General features: G+C 60.8%; 22 protein-coding genes and 1 pseudogene. 3 read left to right on the top strand and 20 right to left on the bottom strand.

Translation table 11 applies throughout. The features are described 5' to 3' along the window. Window positions 1-12: 12 nt before the first annotated feature. The 12 genes and pseudogenes from AC07R1_RS15035 to AC07R1_RS14980 form a co-directional block, all read right to left on the bottom strand. On the bottom strand, window positions 13-1179 hold the full coding sequence (locus tag AC07R1_RS15035; RefSeq protein WP_015634354.1) for a phage tail sheath subtilisin-like domain-containing protein: 1167 nt from the start codon (window positions 1177-1179) through the stop codon (window positions 13-15). A 101-nt stretch (window positions 1180-1280) separates the two neighbouring features. Next, window positions 1281-1733 carry a phage tail assembly chaperone gene (locus AC07R1_RS15030; RefSeq protein WP_141323252.1) on the bottom strand — a complete coding sequence of 151 codons (453 nt, stop codon included), beginning with the start codon at window positions 1731-1733 and terminating at the stop codon, window positions 1281-1283. After that, window positions 1730-2500: a hypothetical protein gene (locus AC07R1_RS15025; RefSeq protein WP_342401250.1), complete on the bottom strand. Its 771-nt coding sequence runs from the start codon at window positions 2498-2500 to the stop codon at window positions 1730-1732. Before AC07R1_RS15025 ends, AC07R1_RS15030 begins: the two co-directional genes overlap by 4 nt. 737 nt (window positions 2501-3237) lie before the next feature. After that, window positions 3238-3726: pseudogene (locus AC07R1_RS15020) on the bottom strand (phage tail protein); the annotation flags it as partial. Next, window positions 3723-4328: a phage tail protein I gene (locus AC07R1_RS15015; protein ID WP_019093190.1), complete on the bottom strand. Its 606-nt coding sequence runs from the start codon at window positions 4326-4328 to the stop codon at window positions 3723-3725. The gene AC07R1_RS15015 and the pseudogene AC07R1_RS15020, both read right to left, overlap by 4 nt. Window position 4329: 1 nt before the next feature. Beyond that, a complete protein-coding gene (locus tag AC07R1_RS15010; RefSeq protein WP_053156560.1) occupies window positions 4330-5211 on the bottom strand; it encodes a baseplate assembly protein in 882 nt (293 codons plus the stop codon). Beyond that, window positions 5208-5534: a GPW/gp25 family protein gene (locus AC07R1_RS15005; RefSeq protein ID WP_015634349.1), complete on the bottom strand. Its 327-nt coding sequence runs from the start codon at window positions 5532-5534 to the stop codon at window positions 5208-5210. Before AC07R1_RS15005 ends, AC07R1_RS15010 begins: the two co-directional genes overlap by 4 nt. A 4-nt stretch (window positions 5535-5538) precedes the next feature. After that, window positions 5539-5742, bottom strand: a complete 204-nt coding sequence (locus tag AC07R1_RS15000) for a hypothetical protein (protein ID WP_125062637.1) — start codon at window positions 5740-5742, stop codon at window positions 5539-5541. 92 nt (window positions 5743-5834) lie between these two features. Beyond that, window positions 5835-6425 (bottom strand): phage baseplate assembly protein V, encoded by a 591-nt coding sequence (locus tag AC07R1_RS14995; protein WP_495110656.1) that lies wholly within the window; start codon window positions 6423-6425, stop codon window positions 5835-5837. Beyond that, window positions 6422-6943: a hypothetical protein gene (locus AC07R1_RS14990; protein WP_495110655.1), complete on the bottom strand. Its 522-nt coding sequence runs from the start codon at window positions 6941-6943 to the stop codon at window positions 6422-6424. The genes AC07R1_RS14995 and AC07R1_RS14990 overlap by 4 nt, the downstream gene beginning before the upstream one ends. A gap of 88 nt (window positions 6944-7031) precedes the next feature. Next, window positions 7032-7382 (bottom strand): phage holin family protein, encoded by a 351-nt coding sequence (locus AC07R1_RS14985; protein WP_011059558.1) that lies wholly within the window; start codon window positions 7380-7382, stop codon window positions 7032-7034. Between the two features lie 517 nt (window positions 7383-7899). Then, complete coding sequence (locus AC07R1_RS14980) at window positions 7900-8646, bottom strand: LexA family transcriptional regulator (protein ID WP_495110654.1); 747 nt, start codon at window positions 8644-8646, stop codon at window positions 7900-7902. A gap of 186 nt (window positions 8647-8832) precedes the next feature. Here AC07R1_RS14980 and mutS point away from each other — a divergent pair, with 186 nt between their 5' ends. Both mutS and fdxA read left to right on the top strand, forming a co-directional pair. Further along, entirely contained in the window at window positions 8833-11412 is a 2580-nt protein-coding gene (gene mutS / locus AC07R1_RS14975) for a DNA mismatch repair protein MutS (RefSeq protein ID WP_495110653.1), read from the top strand. Between the two features lie 143 nt (window positions 11413-11555). Beyond that, window positions 11556-11879, top strand: coding sequence for a ferredoxin FdxA (fdxA, locus tag AC07R1_RS14970; RefSeq protein WP_011059555.1), 324 nt, complete (start codon window positions 11556-11558; stop codon window positions 11877-11879). A 511-nt stretch (window positions 11880-12390) separates the two neighbouring features. Here the strand turns inward: fdxA and rpoS are convergent. From rpoS to AC07R1_RS14930, 8 genes are all read right to left on the bottom strand, one after another. Further along, a complete protein-coding gene (rpoS, locus tag AC07R1_RS14965) occupies window positions 12391-13398 on the bottom strand; it encodes an RNA polymerase sigma factor RpoS (RefSeq protein ID WP_011059554.1) in 1008 nt (335 codons plus the stop codon). A gap of 106 nt (window positions 13399-13504) precedes the next feature. Then, window positions 13505-14365: a peptidoglycan DD-metalloendopeptidase family protein gene (locus AC07R1_RS14960; protein ID WP_041116230.1), complete on the bottom strand. Its 861-nt coding sequence runs from the start codon at window positions 14363-14365 to the stop codon at window positions 13505-13507. 212 nt (window positions 14366-14577) lie between these two features. Then, window positions 14578-15213, bottom strand: coding sequence for a protein-L-isoaspartate(D-aspartate) O-methyltransferase (locus AC07R1_RS14955; RefSeq protein WP_169892832.1), 636 nt, complete (start codon window positions 15211-15213; stop codon window positions 14578-14580). A gap of 41 nt (window positions 15214-15254) precedes the next feature. Further along, window positions 15255-16004: a 5'/3'-nucleotidase SurE gene (surE, locus tag AC07R1_RS14950; RefSeq protein WP_011059551.1), complete on the bottom strand. Its 750-nt coding sequence runs from the start codon at window positions 16002-16004 to the stop codon at window positions 15255-15257. Beyond that, a complete protein-coding gene (truD, locus tag AC07R1_RS14945) occupies window positions 15992-17050 on the bottom strand; it encodes a tRNA pseudouridine(13) synthase TruD (RefSeq protein WP_011059550.1) in 1059 nt (352 codons plus the stop codon). Before truD ends, surE begins: the two co-directional genes overlap by 13 nt. Continuing rightward, window positions 17047-17520, bottom strand: a complete 474-nt coding sequence (ispF, locus tag AC07R1_RS14940) for a 2-C-methyl-D-erythritol 2,4-cyclodiphosphate synthase (RefSeq protein WP_011059549.1) — start codon at window positions 17518-17520, stop codon at window positions 17047-17049. Before ispF ends, truD begins: the two co-directional genes overlap by 4 nt. Window positions 17521-17572: 52 nt before the next feature. After that, window positions 17573-18418, bottom strand: coding sequence for an S-formylglutathione hydrolase (gene fghA / locus AC07R1_RS14935; protein WP_041116226.1), 846 nt, complete (start codon window positions 18416-18418; stop codon window positions 17573-17575). An 86-nt stretch (window positions 18419-18504) separates the two neighbouring features. Next, window positions 18505-19617, bottom strand: a complete 1113-nt coding sequence (locus AC07R1_RS14930) for an S-(hydroxymethyl)glutathione dehydrogenase/class III alcohol dehydrogenase (RefSeq protein WP_011059547.1) — start codon at window positions 19615-19617, stop codon at window positions 18505-18507. Window positions 19618-19721: 104 nt separating this feature from the next. Here AC07R1_RS14930 and AC07R1_RS14925 point away from each other — a divergent pair, with 104 nt between their 5' ends. Continuing rightward, window positions 19722-20621, top strand: coding sequence for a LysR substrate-binding domain-containing protein (locus tag AC07R1_RS14925; protein ID WP_011059546.1), 900 nt, complete (start codon window positions 19722-19724; stop codon window positions 20619-20621). Window positions 20622-20738: the final 117 nt, after the last annotated feature.

Raw genomic sequence — 20738 nt, 5'->3', positions numbered from 1 at the left:
TGCTGCTGCTCCTTAAGCGGTGTGTTCGAGGACTTCGGTCAGCCACTGGTTGGTGACCTCGACGCGGAAGTTGGGGTTTTCGGCCGGTGGCACGTCGGTGAAGCGGATGTTCCAGTACACCTTGCCCTGCTCCAGCTGGCTGGCGGTGTTGAGTTCGGTGTCGGCGTAGACCTCGAAGTTGATGATCGCGCCCTGGTTCTTCAGATCACGCATGAACGCCTGCAGGCCCTCGGTGACGTCCTTGACGTAGGTCGCGGTGATCGAGCGGTCCACTGCCCATTTGTGGCCGTAGAGGATCGCGTCCATGACGATGTCCATGGTCCGTACCCGGGTGACAAAGGCCCACTTCGGATCGCTGGAGAGCGTGCGGTTGCCCCACAGGCGGAAACCTTCATCACGAATGATGGTGGTGATGTTGGCGTTGTTCAGCAGGTTGGCGCGGCAGGTTTCATCGCCGTCCAGGAACTCGATGGCACGCGCAGTGCCGGTGATGCCGACAAACTCCTTGTTCGACGGCGAGGCCCAGAAGCCGTACTCGTTGTCGGTCCAGGCAAACAGGCCCGCGACCCAGGCCGAAGCCGGCGCATCGACGGTGGCGCTGGCGCCGTTGTCCCAGTACTGAATGCCCGGGTCGACCATGTAGGCGCGCTTGGCGCCGAAGTGCTTGGCATACGCCATGGCCGCTTCGTCGGTGCTGTTGGGGCCATCGATGATCGCCAGGCCACGCAGCTTGTCGGCCAGGGCCACCAGCGCAGTACCGACCGCCTGGGTCGAGCTGTGCTTGGGGGTCACCAGCAATCGCGGCTGGGCGTTGAAACGGCTCTTGCCATCCAGCAAGGCTTGCAGGCCGGTACGCTTGCCGTCGGCCAGCACCCCGCCGATGATCGCCGAGGTCTGCTCGGCCGCATCCGCCACCTTGGCCACGCCGCAAGCGACGATCACTGCCTTGGCCCGCTGGTAGATGGCCTGGCAGGCCTTGGTGATGGCCGCATCCGGGCCCCAGGCCGCGATAGCCTCACGCTCGTTGGTGATCAGCAGCAGGTCGTTGGCCTTGGCGCTGAAGTCAGGGCCTTCGGTGAAGGTATCCACCAGGCCGATGATCGAAGACGTGGGCAGCGAGATGGTGCGTGCGCCGGTGTCGACGTTGGTGACAGTAACGCCGTGGAAAAAACCACTCATGGATAAACTCCAGACATGAAAAAGCCCCGGGTGAAGGGGGCTCGTAGGGATGATTGATTAGTGGGAAGCGGGAAAGAAAACGCCCCGGCGGTGCGGGGCGTTTATCGAGTTTGTTCGGCGATCCAGGATGGAGCTGCCGGGCGGTGTTCGGTCTGTGGGAAGTGTGGGGATTGGGGCCAGTCGCGTAGGGATTGCATGTACATCAGAAGCTCGTTGAACTGCTGCTCCGAAAGATTGGTGGATACCTTCATTTCAAGCTGATCGTAATGGCGATCGCGCAGCCAGGTCACCGTCGTCAACTGCGCGGCACGCCAGAGTCGCTCATCGTCTCCAAGGCTGGAAGGTTCAACCATTGCCTGGAGTGCTTGAGGCAACTCCAAGGCGACAGCTGGAGCTGGGCGCATACTCTCGATGACTTGGGCCAAGGCCACGGCATCGATGTCGGGGGTGGTCAGAATCTCCTGGGGGATATAGTGGTTCAGCGTCACATCGCCCCAGTCGACAAGCATGGTGCCAGCGGTCGCCGACACAGAGAGAACTTTAAATCCATTCACAAGATATTCCCCTTTACTCGATCAGGGCTGTTGCCCGCTTCAAAGATCAAGTTGTTGCCATTTTTCTCAATCGAATAACCGCCAGCACCAGCGGGATTGGACGAGCCGACACCAGGGCTGCCCGGTGCTCCGCCGGCACCACCATTCCACCCGGCGGTGTACCAGCCGCCAGCGCCGCCAGCATCCAAAGTGCCGGCCGCTGGAGAGCCATAGCCGTAAGTCGAGACTTGATACATCCCTCCACCCACGCCACCAGGACGCCCCGCGCCGCCGCCACCGCCGGTGTGCAGTACGTTGGGCCAATAGGCATCCCCACCGCCCCCGCCGCCACCGAAAATGTACCCGTTACGGTTGTCCAACGTTGCTGGGTAATCCAGAACAAAGGCTGTAGCGCCTGGCAAAGGGCGAGGAGGATAAGCCCCCGCGCCGCCCGCACCACGGATGTAGTGTTCATTGATGATTTTCAGTGTGGAGCCTGGGGGAAATACTCCCGTTCTCAGTGAGTATCCAGCGCCACCGCCGTAGATCATTGCGCGATTGATAAAGAGATAATTCCGGGCTTTGGCGGGACTGCCCATGAGCTCAAAAATGCTCGCACCTGCTCGCTCCACCGTGTTGATAAACACAAACGTTCGCCGCCAGACCGTGCGCCACCCACTTTCGGTTTTGATGAACAGTTCCGCACCCTCTCGCCAGCCGTCTGCAAGCTTTACATAAGGCATGACACCAGGCCGGTAACCGCCATCCAGTTTTACGTGGAAGTTCATCATGGCTCCTCGTATTGCAGCCAAAGCGTACCGACCGCACCCTCAGTGGGTTTAGGGGCATTTGGAGAGTAGATCAGCCGATTCGCCGGTAAAGCATCAGTGATGCCATATCCTGCAAGCGTGGTCGCTTTGTCTGCTTTTCGCGTCGGGTCAAAGTTGCCAGTATTCCATAGCAAGTTACCAAAGACGGTGGCGGTCCTGTCGGCAAGACTCAAAAGAAGCGGTGTTGACGTTTCACCGCCATAACTTGCAAAAACCCTCACGTTGTTATTTAGAACATCCATGCGAGCGTCACAGGTGGGCGTCACCCAGCCAAACTCCGGCGAGTCGTTATTGTCACTCGACAGCAATACCGATCCCGTCAACCGTCCACCCGTTGTGGGAAGCAAATTGCTGACTGCGCTCGCCAGGTCAGTTTTTGTTACCCCGTCTGTAATCCCATATCCACCGAGAGTGGTGGCTTTTACTGCTTTGCCGGCAAGCGCATTCGTCACTGTCGTTGAAAAGCCAGGGTCATCGCCCACTGCGCCAGCCAGCTTTTTTAGTGTGTCGAGTGCAACAGGCGCCGCCGCTACGATGCTCTCCTTTGAAACCTGTATGGCTGAACTGGTCTCTGACTTGGTAAATGCATCAGCAATGCCATAACCGGATAGCGTTGTGGGGTTGGTGCCACTGACAACTATGCCTCGCTTATCGATAGTGACTTGCCGATAAGCGCCGGCAACCTTATCCGCCGGAAGGGCTGCCCCCAGGGAATCATCCACATATTGACGGGTGGCCAGCACCACCGCCGGATCAATCTTCAACACGATCTGCGCAGTGTTGGCGACGATGAAGTTCATGCGGATGACCTGGGTCTTGCCGGTACCCTGGGCCAGCAGGGGCTTGAAGCTTGGTGCGCAGTTGGCCACCGCCACCAGGTCGCCGTCTGCGTCGAGCAGGCCGATCTCACGGATCCAGCGCCCGCCGACATCAGGCGGAATCACCTGTTCGGTGATGATGATGTTGGGGTTGGCCGGATCAGTACGCACCTGATTGACCGGGGCACGTCGCCATTCGTTGATCAGCTTGGTCTGGGTTCTGTTCGGGATGGGGTCGGTGCCGTTGGCATCGCCGATCGCCATTTCCTTGAAGGTCCAGGGCGTGCCCAGGGCAGTGGCGTTGGCCTGTTTCGCCTCGCCCACCGCAGTGAGGATGGCGAAGAACTGACTGTTGGAATCGATCATGAGTACACATCCAGGGTGTCTGTTTCATCAATGCACATGACCTGGCCGTAACGGCCGATCACTTCAATATCGCGAGGGGTCGGGGGGTAAACGTCGAGTACTTCACCCTGGTCCACATAAGCGCCGTAACCGATGACACCGGAGGTTTCCAGGCTGATGGCAAGGCCCGTCATGTGCCGGCTCACCGGCCTGGCGTCATCGATCAGCCGGGTCAGTTCCTGGTACATCTGTTCGGTGATGCCGGTATCCAGCACCCCGACTTTCAGGGCAAAGGTGGCTGGCTCGCCTTGGGGAGCCATCTGCCACCACTCGACCACTTCAATCAGGTAGCCCAGCGGTTCCACCACACGGCGCAAAGCGCCGATGGTGCCCTTGCGGGCATGGATGAAGAACGAGGCGCGAATGGCATTGCGCTTGACCGTCTCGCTCCAGCGCGGGTCCCAGCGATCCACCGACCAGGCCCAGGCCAGCTGTGGCAGCAGGTGCACCGGGCAGGTCGAGGGGTTGTACAGGGTGCGCAACATGGTGGCGGTGTCGCTGCTGTTGGTCGCCTCCAGGGCGCGTTCCAAGAGTGTGCTGTTGCTTGGCAGCAGGCTGGTCATATCAGCTCCCCAAGGTAACGCTGTAGCCGGTGCAATACGCGGCCTGGGCCTTGCTCGGGACTATGTCCTGCCAACCCCGCAGTTCAACCCGGGCCACGCCGGCCACATGCAGCTGGGCATCTATGGCTGAACGCGCCACCTCGATGCCCAGGCGCCGGCGTGGGTTGACCCAGGCGGCCAGCTTGCGCTCGGCCTCTGCCAGGGCGGCATCGCTTTCCGGGCCCGGCCCTTTCATGTGCAGCACCGCGTCGATGCGATACGGCAGTATCTGGGCGCTGTTCACCGTGACCCGATCGCCTAGCGGTCGCACGTCCTCATCATTGAGGGCCGCGGCGACCGTCGCCAGCAGTTCCGGCGCCGCTGCGCCGTCACCTTCCAGGCTCAGCACCGTAACCGTGACGCAGGCCGGTGACGGGCTTTCGGCCTCGGCGTCCGCCACCCGGGCCGAGGCATTGCGGGCATGCAGGATGTAGCTGTTGCGCGGCCCGGCGGTGGTCAGGCCTTCATAGGCCAGTTGGACACGCTCACGCAGTGCGTCGTCGGCTTCCTTGACCTGCGCCACAGGCGGTACCGCTTGCGGGTCACCGGCCTGGATCACCAGGCGCTGCAGGTTGACGTTGGCGGCCAACTGATCCAGGTCCGTGCCTTGGGCATGGGCCAGCAGCAGCGCCTTGGCCGCATCGTTGACCCGGGCCCGCAACAGCATGTCGCCGTAGGCCGACAGCTCCAGTTGCTTGGTGACCGGATCGCTTTCCAGATTGGCCGTCCAGTTGTCGCCCATATAGCGGCGAAAGGTCGCCAGCTTGCCCTGATACAGCGCTTCAAAATCCAGGGTTTCCAGCACCTGCGGCGCCGGCAGTGCCGATAAATCCAGCATGCTCATGCCGTCACCTCCAAAACCGCGTCATTACCCAGGTAGCGGCCCGTCAGTTGGAAACTGACCTGGCCCTCCACCACCGCTACAACCTTTACCCGCTCCAGCTTCAAGCGGGGCTCCCAGCGCAACAGCGCCCGGGCGACTTCTGCCTGAACCGCGCTTTTCCAGCCACCGGTCACCGGCAAGTCGACATAACGGCGCAGGTTGCTGCCGTATTCAGGAAGCATCCGCCGGCTGCCCAAGGGCGTGGTCAGGATGTCCTCGATGGACTGCCGCAAATGCTCGATGCCGGACAGCGGCAAGCCGGTACGGCGATCCATTCCGATCATCGTGTTACTCCTGCAACTGAAAGTCCGGATGCTGCTCCAGGTAGTCTCGGGCGATGGTGTCGCTGACCGGTACCGATACCTCGCCCTGGGCCACCGACAGCGCGCGGCCATCCGCCAGGATCAGAATGCGCGAGGTGTAGAGGGTGTCGCGAAAGACCGCAGCGCCACTGGTGGCCGTGCGGCCGGGCTTTTTTTTCGGGATTGCCATGCTTTTCTCCGGGTACAAAAAATCCGCATTCGGCAGATTGATCGGGTTTATCGGGGTTGTAGGTTGGGTGGCCGGCGTTGATCGCCAAGGCGTCACTGCGGTGGAGCGGTTGCTCCAGGGCCGGGCATCACGGCTGGGTGGATGTGGGTCGAGCCGACATTCACCCCGTTGTGCTTCAAGCTCGCACCGTTGATTTGCACCTCGCCATTCAAGGTGATTGCCCCCGTCAGGGTGATGCTGTCGGCGTTGCCGGTAATGCTGCTGTCCGTCACCAAGACCGAACTGGTGCCGACCTGAATCGTCACCGTGCCGCTGGGCAGGGAGATGCTGTAGCTCTTGGCCTGCCAGTCGTAGATCAGCGAGCCGCCATCATCGAAGCGCCAGACCTCGACGTGCTCGCGGTTATCCGGCTGGGCACCGGCATCGCCATACAGGCCGGGAACGAAGGTGCCCTGCGCCGGCTCGCCACTGGGGCTGATCAGTACGCCCTGTTCCCCCAGGCTCGGCGCCCGCCAGTGCCGGGCCTTGCCGGCGGCCTGGCTGTGCCAGCGAACCCAGGCGCTGGTCCAGCCCGCGCCATCGGATACCCGCAGTCTGCCCGCGGCAAGGTCCACGCCGACCACAGCGCAAGGCAGGATCAGGCCAGAAAGCATTCGGTCGTGAGTTGCGGTGACGTAATTCACGACATCTGCTCCGGCGCCTGATAGTGCCCCTCGTGACCGGGGCCGGTGTCGGGGCTGAAACCCAATACCAGTGTTCCCGGGGGTTGATCGGGCCAGGGCCATTGTTCCTGGCCCAGGTAGATGGACTGCTGCCATTGCACGGTCCACTCGGTTTTCGGCGCCGAATCCACGGCCGTGCCGGTAGGTTTGGCCCACACCGCCTTCGCACTATCGACAGAATCAAGATTCCAGTATTGGCAACGCAGCAGGTCCATGAGCTGCGCTGCCAGAACGACCGCCTGCAAGGAGGCTTGCGCAAGGCTCGGGTCAACCCGCACCCGGGCCTCGAAGGTCGCCTGCAGGCAACTACGGCCGTCGCCCGGATCAGCTCCCGGGTCCATGCCGGTGATTGCAAAGTAGATCGCTGTCTCGGCGGAGCCATCAACAGTCTCGGGAAATGCCTCGACCCTATGCAGATGCGGCATGGCCGACTTGATCGTGGAGGTGATGGCCTCGGGTAGCTGCGTCAGTACGCTCATTGTCTGCTTCCAGAATCAGGCCGAAGCGGCCCCGGCGGCGAAAGCCCGGGGCGCACGACCGTGTTGAGGGCGGTAGCCGCCCGGTGAGTCAAGGCTGGTCCGAATGGGAATCCCGGGAAGGCGGTTCGCATACCCCGATGCGCTTGGCCGCCCAGCGCTCATAAAGGCCGATGGCGACGTCGGCGCCGGCCATGGCGGTCAGGCAACCGAAGGCGCAGGCGGTCCAGATCGACACGCCGGCGGCATACAGCAGCATGATCGCCGAGACCCCACAGACCACGCAGGCCCCGGAGCGCAGCGCCAGGCGCCGCAGCAGCGACCAGCCACGGGCGCCCTCCTTGTCGGCGCGCCACATTTCGCCGGAAACGCCACCGACCAGGGCCAGGACGATGACCAGCCAGATCGGCATGTCCAGCAACGCTTGTTGCTCGTTTGTCATTCACGTCTCCCGTGCGGATTGAGGCCAGCGAAATGGCCGGTTGATAGAAGGCTGATAACGATGTTTCAAAGGGTCCCTGTCTGTTGGTGGCCCACGTTAGGCAGGCATTCCAAAAAGCCCGGTCGCCCGGGCTTTTCAGTAATGCAAACCTTGGTCTTTCGGCACTACTGGTGCGGTACGGACCCATTCAAATTGTTCCTCCGACCGCGACCCTGTCCGCCGGATAACTGCTTCTGGTGCTTTACGCTGCACACCCGGGCCAGTTGCCAACCCTCTGAACCGTCGAGGCCGGTTCATCGCTGCCTTTGCTTTGCCACTAAAGAGCGTCTTTGCAGCCGCTGTTGCGCGGCTTGAGGCTCATATTATGCATTCATGCATATGCAGTCAATGCGTAAATGCATTTATTTATGCGCAAGATTTGCTGAAATGCATGGAAGGCGCATAAACAAAGGGCTGGGGATTTTTCGCGGGCAAAAAAAAGCCCGCTCAAGGGCGGGCTTTGTTCAAGAGGGCTGGCTTAGCGGGCGTACATGCCCCACCAGAAGACGTGACCGAGGATGCTGATCTGCTCTTCCTGGGTCTCCTGGAAGCTGTAGTCCTCATCCGGATGTTCATCGCGGTTGAAGCTGCGCAGGCGGATCCCTGTAGGTAGGCGATACAGCTGCTTCACCCGCAATTGGCCGTTGTGGTTGATCGCGTAGAGGTCGCCATCAACGATGTCGCCAATTGCGCATTTGCCGGCATTGACGCCCACCGTGGCGCCGTCCCGCAGCACCGGCAACATGCTGTTGCCACGCACCGTGACGCACTTGGCCTGGTCGAACTGCACGCCGTTGTGCCGCAGGCTGCGCTTGCCGAAGCGCAGGCTGGCGCGTTCGCTTTCCTCGATGACGAATCTTCCTGATCCAGCAGCCAATTCAACCTCGCGCAGAAAAGGAACCGACACCTCGTCGTCATCGACAGGGGTATCGTCGTCCCACAGGCTTATGTCCTTGAGTTCCGAATGAATCTCGTCACGGGGCGCAGCAGCCCGGGCAGGCGCGATATCCACGCGCCCACGCAACTGGTCGGTGCTCACCTGGAAGTATTCGGCGATCCGCGATATGTGCTTATCCGAAGGATCGACGATCTTCCCGCTGAGAATCCGCGAGAGGGTGGATTGAGGCACACCGGTGCGACGGTGAAGCTCCGTGGGGGAGATTCCGTCACGATCCAGCAGCTCTCTTAAGACAGTAGAAACATTGCGTATTTGCATAGAACGCATATTGCTTGATCTTTTGCGCAATGACAAATGCTGATTTGCATATATGTAATGCATTTACCGGACAACCACAGGAGCGCCTTGGTGCCTGCGAGGCCGGGGCACCCATGGTAACCTTGCCGCCATCTGCAAAAAGCCGAGCCCAGCGCTCCTTTGCTTCACCCATTCAACGAATCCGCCTGAATACCGATGAGTAAAAATACCTCCGATCTGTCCTCCCACACGCCGATGATGCAGCAGTACTGGCGCCTCAAGAACCAGCACCCTGATCAGTTGATGTTCTACCGCATGGGCGACTTCTACGAGATCTTCTATGAAGACGCGAAGAAGGCCGCCAAGCTGCTGGACATCACCCTGACGGCGCGCGGGCAGTCGGCCGGCCAGGCGATTCCCATGTGCGGTATTCCTTACCACGCCGCCGAGGGCTACCTGGCCAAGCTGGTAAAGCTCGGCGAGTCGGTGGTGATCTGCGAACAGGTGGGGGACCCGGCGACCAGCAAGGGCCCGGTGGAACGCCAGGTGGTGCGTATCATCACGCCAGGCACCGTGAGTGACGAGGCTCTGCTGGATGAGCGCCGCGACAACCTGATCGCCGCCGTGCTGGGCGACGAGCGTCTGTTCGGCCTGGCGGTGCTGGACATCACCAGCGGCAACTTCAGCGTCCTGGAGATCAGGGGCTGGGAGAATCTGCTGGCCGAGCTGGAGCGGATCAACCCAGTGGAGCTGCTGATCCCCGACGACTGGCCACAAGGCTTGCCGGCAGAAAAACGCCGCGGTGTGCGACGCCGTGCCCCCTGGGATTTCGAGCGGGACTCGGCGCACAAGAGCCTCTGCCAGCAGTTCTCTACCCAGGACCTCAAGGGCTTTGGCTGCGAAACCCTGACCCTGGCCATCGGCGCCGCCGGTTGCCTGCTCAGCTATGCCAAGGAAACCCAGCGTACCGCCCTGCCCCACCTGCGCAGCCTGCGTCATGAGCGCCTGGATGACACCGTGGTGCTGGACGGTGCCAGCCGTCGCAACCTGGAACTGGACACCAACCTGGCGGGCGGGCGCGACAACACCCTGCAATCGGTGGTCGATCGCTGCCAGACCGCCATGGGCAGCCGTTTGCTGACCCGCTGGCTGAACCGCCCGCTGCGCGACCTCAAGGTCCTGGAAGCGCGCCAGTCCTCCATTACTTGCCTGCTGGACGGCTACCGTTTCGAACGGTTGCAACCGCAGTTGAAGGAAATCGGCGATATCGAGCGGATTCTGGCGAGGATCGGCCTGCGCAATGCCCGTCCGCGGGACTTGGCCCGTCTACGTGATGCCCTGGCTGCACTGCCGGAGCTGCAAAAAGCCATGACCGAACTGGAGGCCACTCACCTCAATCAGCTGGCTGCCACCACCAGCACCTACCCGGAGCTGGCCGCTCTGCTGGCCAAGGCCATCATCGACAACCCGCCGGCGGTGATCCGTGACGGCGGTGTACTCAAGACCGGCTACGACGCCGAGCTCGACGAGCTGCAGTCGCTGAGCGAGAACGCCGGACAGTTCCTGATTGACCTGGAAGCCCGCGAGAAAGCCCGTACCGGCCTGGCCAACCTCAAGGTCGGCTACAACCGTATCCATGGCTATTTCATCGAGCTGCCAAGCAAGCAGGCCGAACAGGCCCCGGCGGACTACATTCGCCGCCAGACATTGAAAGGCGCCGAGCGCTTCATCACTCCGGAACTCAAGGAGTTCGAAGACAAGGCGCTATCGGCCAAGAGCCGTGCCCTGGCCCGGGAGAAGATGCTCTACGACGCGCTCCTGGAAACCCTGATCAGCCATTTGCCGCCGTTGCAGGATACCGCTGGTGCCCTGGCTGAGCTGGACGTGCTGAGCAACCTGGCCGAGCGCGCCTTGAACCTGGACCTCAACTGCCCACGTTTTGTCAGCGAACCTTGCATGCGCATCACCCAGGGTCGTCACCCGGTGGTGGAGCAAGTGTTGACCACGCCGTTCGTGGCCAACGACCTGAGCCTGGACGACAACACGCGGATGCTGGTGATCACCGGTCCGAACATGGGCGGTAAATCCACCTATATGCGCCAGACGGCCCTGATCGTGCTGCTGGCCCATATCGGCAGCTTCGTCCCGGCGGCTAGCTGCGAGCTGTCCCTGGTGGACCGGATCTTCACCCGTATCGGCTCCAGCGACGACCTGGCCGGCGGCCGTTCGACCTTCATGGTGGAAATGAGCGAAACCGCGAACATCCTGCACAACGCAACGGAACGCAGCTTGGTGCTGATGGACGAAGTGGGACGCGGTACCAGCACCTTTGACGGACTTTCCCTGGCCTGGGCTGCGGCAGAACGTCTCGCCCACCTGCGCGCCTATACCCTGTTCGCCACCCACTATTTCGAACTGACGGTACTGCCGGAAAGCGAGCCGCTGGTGGCCAACGTGCACCTCAATGCCACCGAGCACAATGAGCGCATTGTGTTCCTGCACCATGTACTTCCAGGCCCAGCCAGCCAGAGCTATGGGCTGGCGGTAGCCCAGCTGGCCGGGGTTCCCAGCGCAGTCATCACCCGCGCCCGGGAGCACTTGAGCCGCCTGGAAACCACCAGCTTGCCCCATGAAGTGGCGCCTCAAGCGCCGGGCAAACCCTCGGTTCCGCAACAAAGCGACATGTTCGCCAGCCTGCCGCACCCGGTGCTCGACGACCTGGCCAAGCTGGATCTGGATGACATGACGCCACGCCGAGCGCTGGAAATGCTCTATACATTGAAGACACGCATCTAACGCGAACGTCTTCAAGCTGTTAGAATCTCGCGCGGTTTGGGATGCTGCGGACTATTAGCCTGGTTGCGCAGACTATCGCTCCCAAACCTGGCGACCCCGTCATGTAGGGGCTCCGCTGCCGCCGCCTGAGGAGAGAATTAGAAATGACCTTCGTCGTCACCGACAACTGCATCAAGTGCAAGTACACCGACTGCGTAGAAGTCTGTCCGGTGGACTGCTTTTACGAAGGCCCGAACTTCCTGGTGATTCACCCGGATGAGTGCATTGATTGCGCACTGTGTGAGCCTGAATGCCCCGCTGTAGCGATTTTCTCCGAGGATGAAGTCCCGGAAGAGATGCAAGAATTCATTCAGTTGAACGTCGAGCTGGCAGAGATCTGGCCGAATATCACTGAAAAGAAAGATCCGTTGCCGGATGCCGAAGAGTGGGATGGCGTCAAAGGCAAGATCAAGGATCTCGAACGCTGATTGCAGCTGCGTTCCCAAAGGCCCCTTGCGGGCCTTTTTGCGTTTCTGGGGCAAGGAAATGCCGGCGGGACTTTTCGACAGACGAAAAAAAGGGGCGGTATGACCCGCCCACATTTTTCCCTAGTCCCTGTGTTCCTTTTCATCGTCCTGATGAATCGCTTCCTGCGATGTCCTGACCATCGTCCTTGATGGCTGTGTCTATCCGTCGACACAGGGCTGATATTAGAGAGTTCCCCGGCAAGAGCAATCGCACTATTCGTGTGAAACTTTGTCGAAACTCATAGCCTTTCATAAAAAATATTATATAAATCAATAATATAAAAAACAGCCTACGCAAAACTAGACAACGCAGAAGTAGCCGAGAACCGAATGCGTACGAAAAAGTAATCTTTGGCTTACATGACGGTTGAGAGTTAAGCCAACTTCTCTGGCAATAGCCCATTCAAAACCACAAGCTGCGTGCAATAAAAAGCCCCGAGTCGATCGGGGCTCTTGTGAATCGATCCAGTGGCTACTGAAACAGCGACTCACTGGACAATCCATTCTTCTCGAGAATTTCCCGAAGGCGCTTGAGCCCTTCAACCTGGATCTGCCGAACCCGTTCACGGGTCAGACCGATCTCCAGGCCCACATCTTCAAGGGTGCTGCTCTCGTGTCCTCGCAGGCCGAAACGTCGAACCACCACTTCGCGCTGCTTCTCGGTCAATTCGGAAAGCCACTGATCGATACTTTGTGACAGATCGTCGTCCTGCAACAGCTCACAAGGATCTGTCGGACGGTCGTCGGTCAGGGTATCCAGCAGGGTCTTGTCCGAATCCGGGCCCAGGGAGACATCAACCGAAGAAACCCGCTCGTTCAGGCCGAGCATGCGCTTGACTTCGGCCACCGGCTTCTCCAGCAGATTGGCGATTTCTTCGGGGGAGGGTTCATGATCGAGTTTTTGCGTCAACTCACGGGCGGCGCGCAAGTAGACGTTGAGTTCTTTGACCACATGGATCGGCAACCGGATGGTCCGGGTCTGATTCATGATGGCCCGCTCGATGGTCTGACGAATCCACCAGGTGGCATAGGTCGAGAAGCGGAAGCCGCGTTCCGGATCGAACTTCTCCACCGCTCGGATCAGCCCGAGGTTGCCCTCTTCGATCAGGTCCAGCAGCGACAGGCCACGATTGACATAGCGCCGGGCGATTTTCACCACCAGCCGCAAGTTGCTTTCAATCATGCGCTTGCGCCCGGCCGGATCACCACTTTGCGACAACCGCGCAAAGTGCACTTCCTCTTCGGGGGAGAGCAATGGAGAAAAACCGATTTCATTGAGGTACAGCTGCGTCGCATCGAGTGCACGCGTGTAATCAATGTATTTGTGTTGCTTTAATGAAGCGGAGCTTTTGGATTTGGTGCGAACGGAAGGTGGAGTTGCCCCCTCATTATTCGACATCGAATCCATATCGATGCTGCTCTCCATAAGGAGAACCTCATCGTCGATGTCAAACTCCGGCACTTCTTTACTGAGAGCCATTGTTATAGTCCTTTGGTGAGTTCGACCTCAGGCTCAAGCGGCGCCTTTATCCCTGGCAACGCTGGAGCCTGTTCCCTCTACGTGAGCGGAACAGGCTGGTAACGGATCAACGACGTGGCAGGAATTGCAGCGGATCTACAGGTTTACCTTGTCGGCGAATCTCAAAGTGCAGTTTCACCCGGTCTGTACCAGTTGATCCCATCTCGGCAATTGTCTGTCCGACTTTGACCTGCTGTCCCTCCCGAACCAATAGCTTGCGGTTGTGGCCGTAAGCACTGACGTAGGTTTCGTTGTGTTTGATGATGACTAATTCGCCGTAGCCCCTTAAGCCACTCCCGGCGTAAACCACCGTCCCATCAGACGCAGCTAAAACAGGCTGTCCCAAATCTCCGGCGATATCAATGCCTTTATTCAAACTACCGTTTGAAGAAAATTTTCCAATCAGAACACCGTTCGAAGGCCATCCCCAACCCGTAGGAGCGGGGCCCGCGGGGGTAGCCGGAGCAGGCGCCGGCTTGCTCGCAGGGCTGGTGGTGGTCGCAGTTGCAGGCGTTGTCGTGGTGCCTGCCGGGCGACGAATGACCGTGGTCTTGCTGGAGGAAGAGGCACTGGACTGGGTGCTGGTAACAACCGTCGCCGGCGTAGTGCCAGTACGGCCGTCAAAGCGAATGACCTGCCCGGGATGGATGGTATAAGGCTCGGCGATGTTGTTGCGAGCGGCCAGCGCCTTGTAGTCCCAGCCATAGCGGAAGGCAATGGAAAACAAGGTGTCTCCGCGACGCACCGCGTACTGCCCGGTGGTCACCGTGGGGCGCTGCGGCGCAACAGTGTTACTGCGCTCGACCACCCCCACGCTGCTGGATTTGGTGCTGGAGCAACCGACCAACAAGGAACTCAAGGCAAGGCCAATCATCAGTCGCTGAAAGCTTGTTGTACCTATACGCTGCGCAATGACTGTGAGACTCACCCGCCGCTCCCTTTGTGGTGGTTGACGATATAGATTGCCTGACTCAGGCGTGAAGTGACGCAAGTATAACTGGACACAGGCGCTTTACCGCTGGCCCAGCACAAGGACAGCCGCAAGAACCTGCCTCTGACCGTCGTATCACTCATTGACGATCGATACGGCACTAAGACACAGCCCGCCAGACAGAATTCACCCCAGCCTGATAAATGCCTTCAGGCCAGGGGACCATTGAGCAACGGCACAAAACGCACCGCCCCCAGGACGTGCCGGGCAAAGCCCTGTTCTTCACGGATGATCAGCATCAACTGCTGCACCTCCCCTGCCCCCACCGGAATCACCAGGCGCCCGCCAGGCGCGAGTTGATCGAGCAGGGCCTGGGGGATATCGGTGGCGACGGCAGTGACGATGATGCCGTTATAGGGCGCCAGCGCCGGCCAGCCTTCCCAGCCGTCGCCCCAGCGAAACACGACGTTGCGCAGGTTCAATTCCTGCAGGCGCTCCTTGGCCCGGTCTTGCAGGACCTTGATCCGCTCCACCGAAAACACCCGCTCCACCAGCTGCGACAACACCGCCGTCTGGTAGCCCGAGCCGGTACCGATCTCCAGTACCTTGTCCAGCGGCCCGGCCGCCAGCAGCAGCTCACTCATGCGGGCCACCATATAAGGCTGGGAGATGGTCTGGTTGTGGCCGATCGGCAGCGCCGTGTCTTCATAGGCACGATGGGCCAGGGCCTCATCGACAAACAGATGCCGCGGTGTGCGCCGAATCACTTCCAGTACCTGAGGGTTGGACAACCCCTCGTCATACAGGCGCTGGATCAGGCGTTCGCGGGTACGCTGGGAAGTCATGCCGATTCCCCGCCGCAGCAGATCGTCTTGCTCGCGAGCCATCAGCGCAGCCCCTCCAACCAGCCATCCAGACTCCTGAACGCGTCATTGAAGGTGCGATCCAGCTGCAGCGGCGTGACAGACACGTAGCCCTGCATCACTGCATGAAAGTCGGTACCGGGCCCGCCATCCTCGGCGTCGCCGGCGGCAGCGATCCAGTAACCCGCCTTGCCGCGGGGGTCGACCACCTTCATCGGTGCCGCAGCACGGGCGCGATGGCCCAGGCGGGTCAACTGGATGCCCCGAATATGATCAAGCGGCAGGTTGGGAATATTCACGTTCAACACCGTCCGTGGTGGTAAATCCAGCAAGCCCTGGGCTTGCACCAGCTTGCGCGCGAAATAGGCTGCGGTCGCAAGGTTCTCCACCTGGCGCGAGACCAGCGAAAAGGCGATCGCAGGGCGTTGCAGGAAGCGCCCTTCCAATGCAGCGGCGACCGTCCCGGAGTACAGCACGTCATCACCGAGGTTGGCCCCCAGGTTGATGCCCGACACCACCATGTCCGGGTCATGCTCCAGCAGGCCGTTGAGCCCCAGGTGAACACAGTCGGTGGGGGTGCCATTGATGCTGATAAAGCCGTTGCCAAGGGTGTGCGGATGCAACGGACGGTCGAGCGTCAGCGAGCTGCTGGCGCCGCTTTTGTCTTGATCCGGAGCGATAACCACGCACTCGGCGTAATCCGCCAGCGCAGCGTGCAACGCCGCGATACCGGGTGCAGTTACCCCATCATCGTTAGAAATCAGAATGCGCATGAGCTGTCCGTCTGCCCCACCGGCACCAGATCGACGAGTTCACGCACCAAGGCGGTGGCGAAACATCCGGCCGGGAGGACGAATTCCAGTTGCAGAATATCAGGCTCGGGATAATGCCACGTCAAACCGCCAATGGGCAGCCGCAGGATGCGTCGTTCGTGGCTCATGCCGGCTTTTATCAGCCATTCGCACAGTGCCGCCTCGCGGTCGGCCATCTGCTGTTCAAGTTCATGAACCGCACCACCCGCCGGAGACTCGCCTTCGCCCCACAACGGGCCTGTGGGATGCAAGTCAAGAATTGCCAGGCGCGGATCCGTGCATTCATCCGGGCCGGCCATGAAAAAGCTGCGGCTGTCGGTAAATGCCAGCAAGTCGCCCACTTGCGCCTGCTGCCAAGTGCCGTCCGCCACTCGCGCTGCCAGTGCCTGGTTGAACAGGTAGCTGCGGGCGGTGGACAACAGGCGCGAACGCACATTGCGCTGCTCCGGCAGCGCCTGGCGGGCAGCCCAGCTACGGGCGTCCACCAGGTTGCCACCGTCGTGGCCGAAGCGCTGGGCGCCGAAATAGTTGGGAATACCTTGAGCGGCAATTCTCTTCAGGCGCTCATCGATGGCTGCCTGATCCGCCTTGAGCTCTGTCAGGCGCAAGGTAAAGCCATTGGCGGCATGGGCCCCACGCTGCAATTTGCGCTTGTGGCGGGTGGCCTCGAGGATCTTCAGAGTGTGATTTTCCGCTGCGCCAAGATCCGGATCGGCCTTGCCCGGCAGTTGCACACTGAACCACTGGCGGGTCAGCGCCTGGCGATCCTTGAGCCCGGCATAGCTGACAGTGCGCAACGACACCCCCGCCGCCTTGGCGATCCGCCGCGCCGCTTCCTCGGTGTTCAAGCCGCGTTTTTCCACCCACAGCCACAGATGCTCGCCTTCCCCGCTCAGCGGGATATCGAGTACTTCATCAACCTGGAAGTCTTCGGCAGTGGCCTTGAGTACGGCGCTGCCCAGGGCATCGCCATAGGCCCGCGGGCCCAACAATTGCAGTTCATTCATGGGCGTTGCAACAAGGCCACGGAATGCACGGCGATGCCTTCCTCGCGGCCGACAAAGCCGAGTTTTTCGGTGGTGGTTGCCTTCACGTTCACCTGGTCCAGCTCGACCTGCAGGTCCTCGGCAATCAAGGCCCGCATGGTTTCAATGTGAGGTGCCATTTTCGGTGCCTGGGCGACGATGGTGTTGTCGACGTTGCCGATCTTCCAGCCCTTGGCATGAATCAGCGCGACAACATGACGCAGCAGGACACGGCTGTCGGCGCCCTTGAACTGCGGATCGGTGTCCGGAAAGTGCTTGCCGATATCACCCAGCGCGGCAGCGCCCAGAAGGGCATCACTGAGTGCGTGTAACAGCACATCACCATCGGAGTGCGCGAGCAGCCCGAAATGGTGGGCAATACGCACCCCCCCCAACGTGATGAAGTCGCCCTCAGCGAAACGGTGCACATCGTAGCCGTGGCCAATACGCATAAAAAAACGCCCCGAAAAAGTCAGGGCGTGATTCTACCTGCTTTGGCAGGTATTAGGCGTTAAGAGCACGTGCATGGTGCTGCAAGTGGTCGTCTATGAAACTGGCGATAAAGAAGTAGCTGTGGTCGTACCCCGGCTGCATCCGCAACGTCAGCTCATGCCCGGCATTCTTTGCCGCTTGCTGCAGCACTTCAGGCTTGAGCTGACCGGCAAGGAAGTCGTCACGATCCCCCTGATCCACCAGCAACGGCAGCTTCTCGGTGGCTTCGGCGATCAGCACGCTGGCATCCCACTCGCGCCAGCGTGAGCGTTCCTCCCCCAGGTAACGGGAAAACGCCTTCTGCCCCCAGGGGCAATCCATCGGGTTGCTGATGGGAGCGAAGGCCGAAACCGACTGATAGCGCCCCGGATTACGCAGCGCGCACACCAATGCCCCGTGGCCGCCCATGGAGTGCCCGCTGATCCCACGCTTGTGCGAAGCGGGAAAATGCGCCTCCACCAGCTCCGGCAGCTCGTTCACCACATAATCGTGCATCCGGTAATGCTGGGCCCAGGGCTCCTGCGTCGCGTTCAGGTAGAACCCGGCACCCAGACCGAAATCCCAGGCACCGTCCGGGTCACCGGGCACGCCGGGGCCACGCGGGCTGGTATCCGGAGCGACGATGATCAAGCCCAGCTCGGCAGCCATGCGTTGAGCCCCGGCCTTGTGCATGAAGTTCTCGTCGGTACAGGTCAGGCCGGATAACCAGTAAAGCACCGGCAGCTTGCCGCCCTGTTCGGCCTGGGGCGGCAAATACACGGCGAACACCATGTCACAGCCCAGCACCCGGGAATGATGCTTGTAGCGTTTATGCCAGCCGCCGAAGCTTTTCTGGCAGGAAAGGTTTTCCAGACTCATGGCAGACCTCCAGCGGCACGCCGCAAGCCATGGGCCGCAAGCGGAACTCCCGCTTGGCGCCTGTGGCTTGCCGCTTGCCGCTGCTCTTAGAAGTGAATGACGGAGCGAATGCTCTTGCCTTCGTGCATCAGGTCGAACGCCTTGTTGATATCTTCCAGGCCCATGGTGTGGGTGATGAAGGTATCCAGGGGGATCTCGCCGGTCTGGGACATTTCCACGTAGCTTGGCAGCTCGCTGCGCCCGCGCACGCCACCAAAGGCTGAGCCGCGCCATACCCGGCCGGTCACCAGTTGGAAGGGACGGGTGGAGATTTCCTGGCCGGCACCGGCCACGCCGATGATTACCGATTCGCCCCAGCCCTTGTGGCAGCACTCCAGGGCCGCACGCATCAGTTGCACATTGCCGATGCACTCGAAGGAGAAATCCACGCCGCCATCAGTCATGTCGACAATGACCTCCTGAATCGGACGGTCGAAATCCTTCGGATTGACGCAGTCGGTGGCGCCCAGTTGCTTGGCGATCTCGAACTTGGCCGGGTTGATATCGATGGCGATGATACGCCCGGCCTTGGCCTTGACCGCACCGATGACCGCCGACAGGCCAATGCCGCCCAGGCCGAAGATGGCCACGGTGTCACCGGCCTTGACCTTGGCGGTGTTGATCACCGCTCCGATCCCGGTGGTCACGCCGCACCCCAGCAGGCAGACCTTTTCCAGCGGGGCTTCCTTGGGAATCTTGGCCACGGAGATTTCCGGGAGCACGGTGTACTCGGAAAAGGTCGAGGTACCCATGTAGTGGAAAATCGGCTGACCCTTGTAGGAAAAACGCGTGGTGCCATCAGGCATCAGGCCCTTGCCCTGGGTGGCGCGAATGGCCTGACAGAGGTTGGTCTTGCCCGACAGGCAGAATTTGCACTTGCCGCATTCCGGGGTGTACAGCGGGATCACATGGTCACCCACAGCCACCGAGGTCACGCCCTCGCCCACCGCCTCAACCACCGCACCGCCTTCATGACCGAGGATCGCCGGGAAGATGCCTTCAGGGTCGGCACCAGACAGCGTGTAGGCGTCGGTGTGGCAGACGCCGGAGGCGACGACCCGCAGCAGCACCTCGCCCGCCTTGGGCATGGCGACATCCACTTCGACGATTTCCAGCGGCTTCTTGGCCTCGAAGGCTACGGCAGCACGTGACTTGATCATCCTGACTCTCCAGCGAATAAAAACGAGGCACAGAGTGTAAAACAGCGCAATGCGATGAATAATCCAGGCCAAAGCAAAACATTATTGCTGTATGGGGACAATCAATGAATGACAACCGTTGGGAAGGTATCGACGAATTTGTCGCGGTCGCCGAATGCAGCCAGTTCACCGCTGCCGCCGAGCGCCTGGGGGTCTCTTCGTCCCATATCAGCCGTCAGGTGGCACGGCTTGAGGAGCGCTTGCAGACTCGCCTGCTGTATCGCAGTACCCGCCGGGTGACCCTGACCGAGGCCGGGCAGACCTTTCTCCAGCATTGCCAACGTCTGCAGGATGGTCGCGAGGAGGCCCTTCGGGCCGTAGGCGACCTGACCAGCGAGCCCAAGGGCATGCTGCGCATGACCTGTGCAGTGGCCTACGGCGAGCGCTTTATCGTGCCGCTGGTTACCCGGTTCATGAGTCTTTATCCGCAGTTGCGAGTGGATATAGAGCTCAGCAACCGCCCCCTGGACCTGGTGCATGAAGGGCTGGACCTGGCGATTCGCCTTGGGCGCCTGCAGGACTCGCGCCTGGTCGCCACTCGCCTGGCCCCACGTCGCATGTACCTATGCGCCTCGCCCTCCTACCTGGAACGTTATGGACGCCCACACAGCCTGTCGGAGTTGAGCCGGCACAACTGCCTGATCGGCAGCTCGGATATCTGGCAATTGGAACTGGATGGGCGCGAATTTTCGCAACGGGTGCAGGGTAATTGGCGCTGCAACAGCGGACAGGCGGTGCTGGATGCGGCCTTGCAAGGGGTGGGGCTGTGCCAGTTGCCGGACTACTACGTCCTGGAGCACTTGCAGAACGGTACGCTGATTTCCTTGCTGGAAGCTCACCAACCGCCCAACACCGCAGTCTGGGCGCTGTACCCGCAGCAACGGCACCTGTCACCGAAAGTGCGCAAGCTGGTGGATTATCTGAAACAAGGGCTGGCGCAGCGCCCGGAATACCGCGACCTGTAGCTGCTGCCGCAGGCTGTGACAAGGCCCGCAGGGCCTTCAGGGCCTCAAGAGCGGCGCCTCCTTCGGAGTCGTTCGCAGCCTGCACCAGCAGCTACAAGGTGCAGCGCAAGCCAGCAG

The organism is Pseudomonas sp. GW821-FHT07F01, from assembly GCF_059418825.1.
The sequence above is the reverse complement of the archived record's forward strand: the minus strand, read 5'-3'. Positions and strand labels throughout refer to the sequence as shown.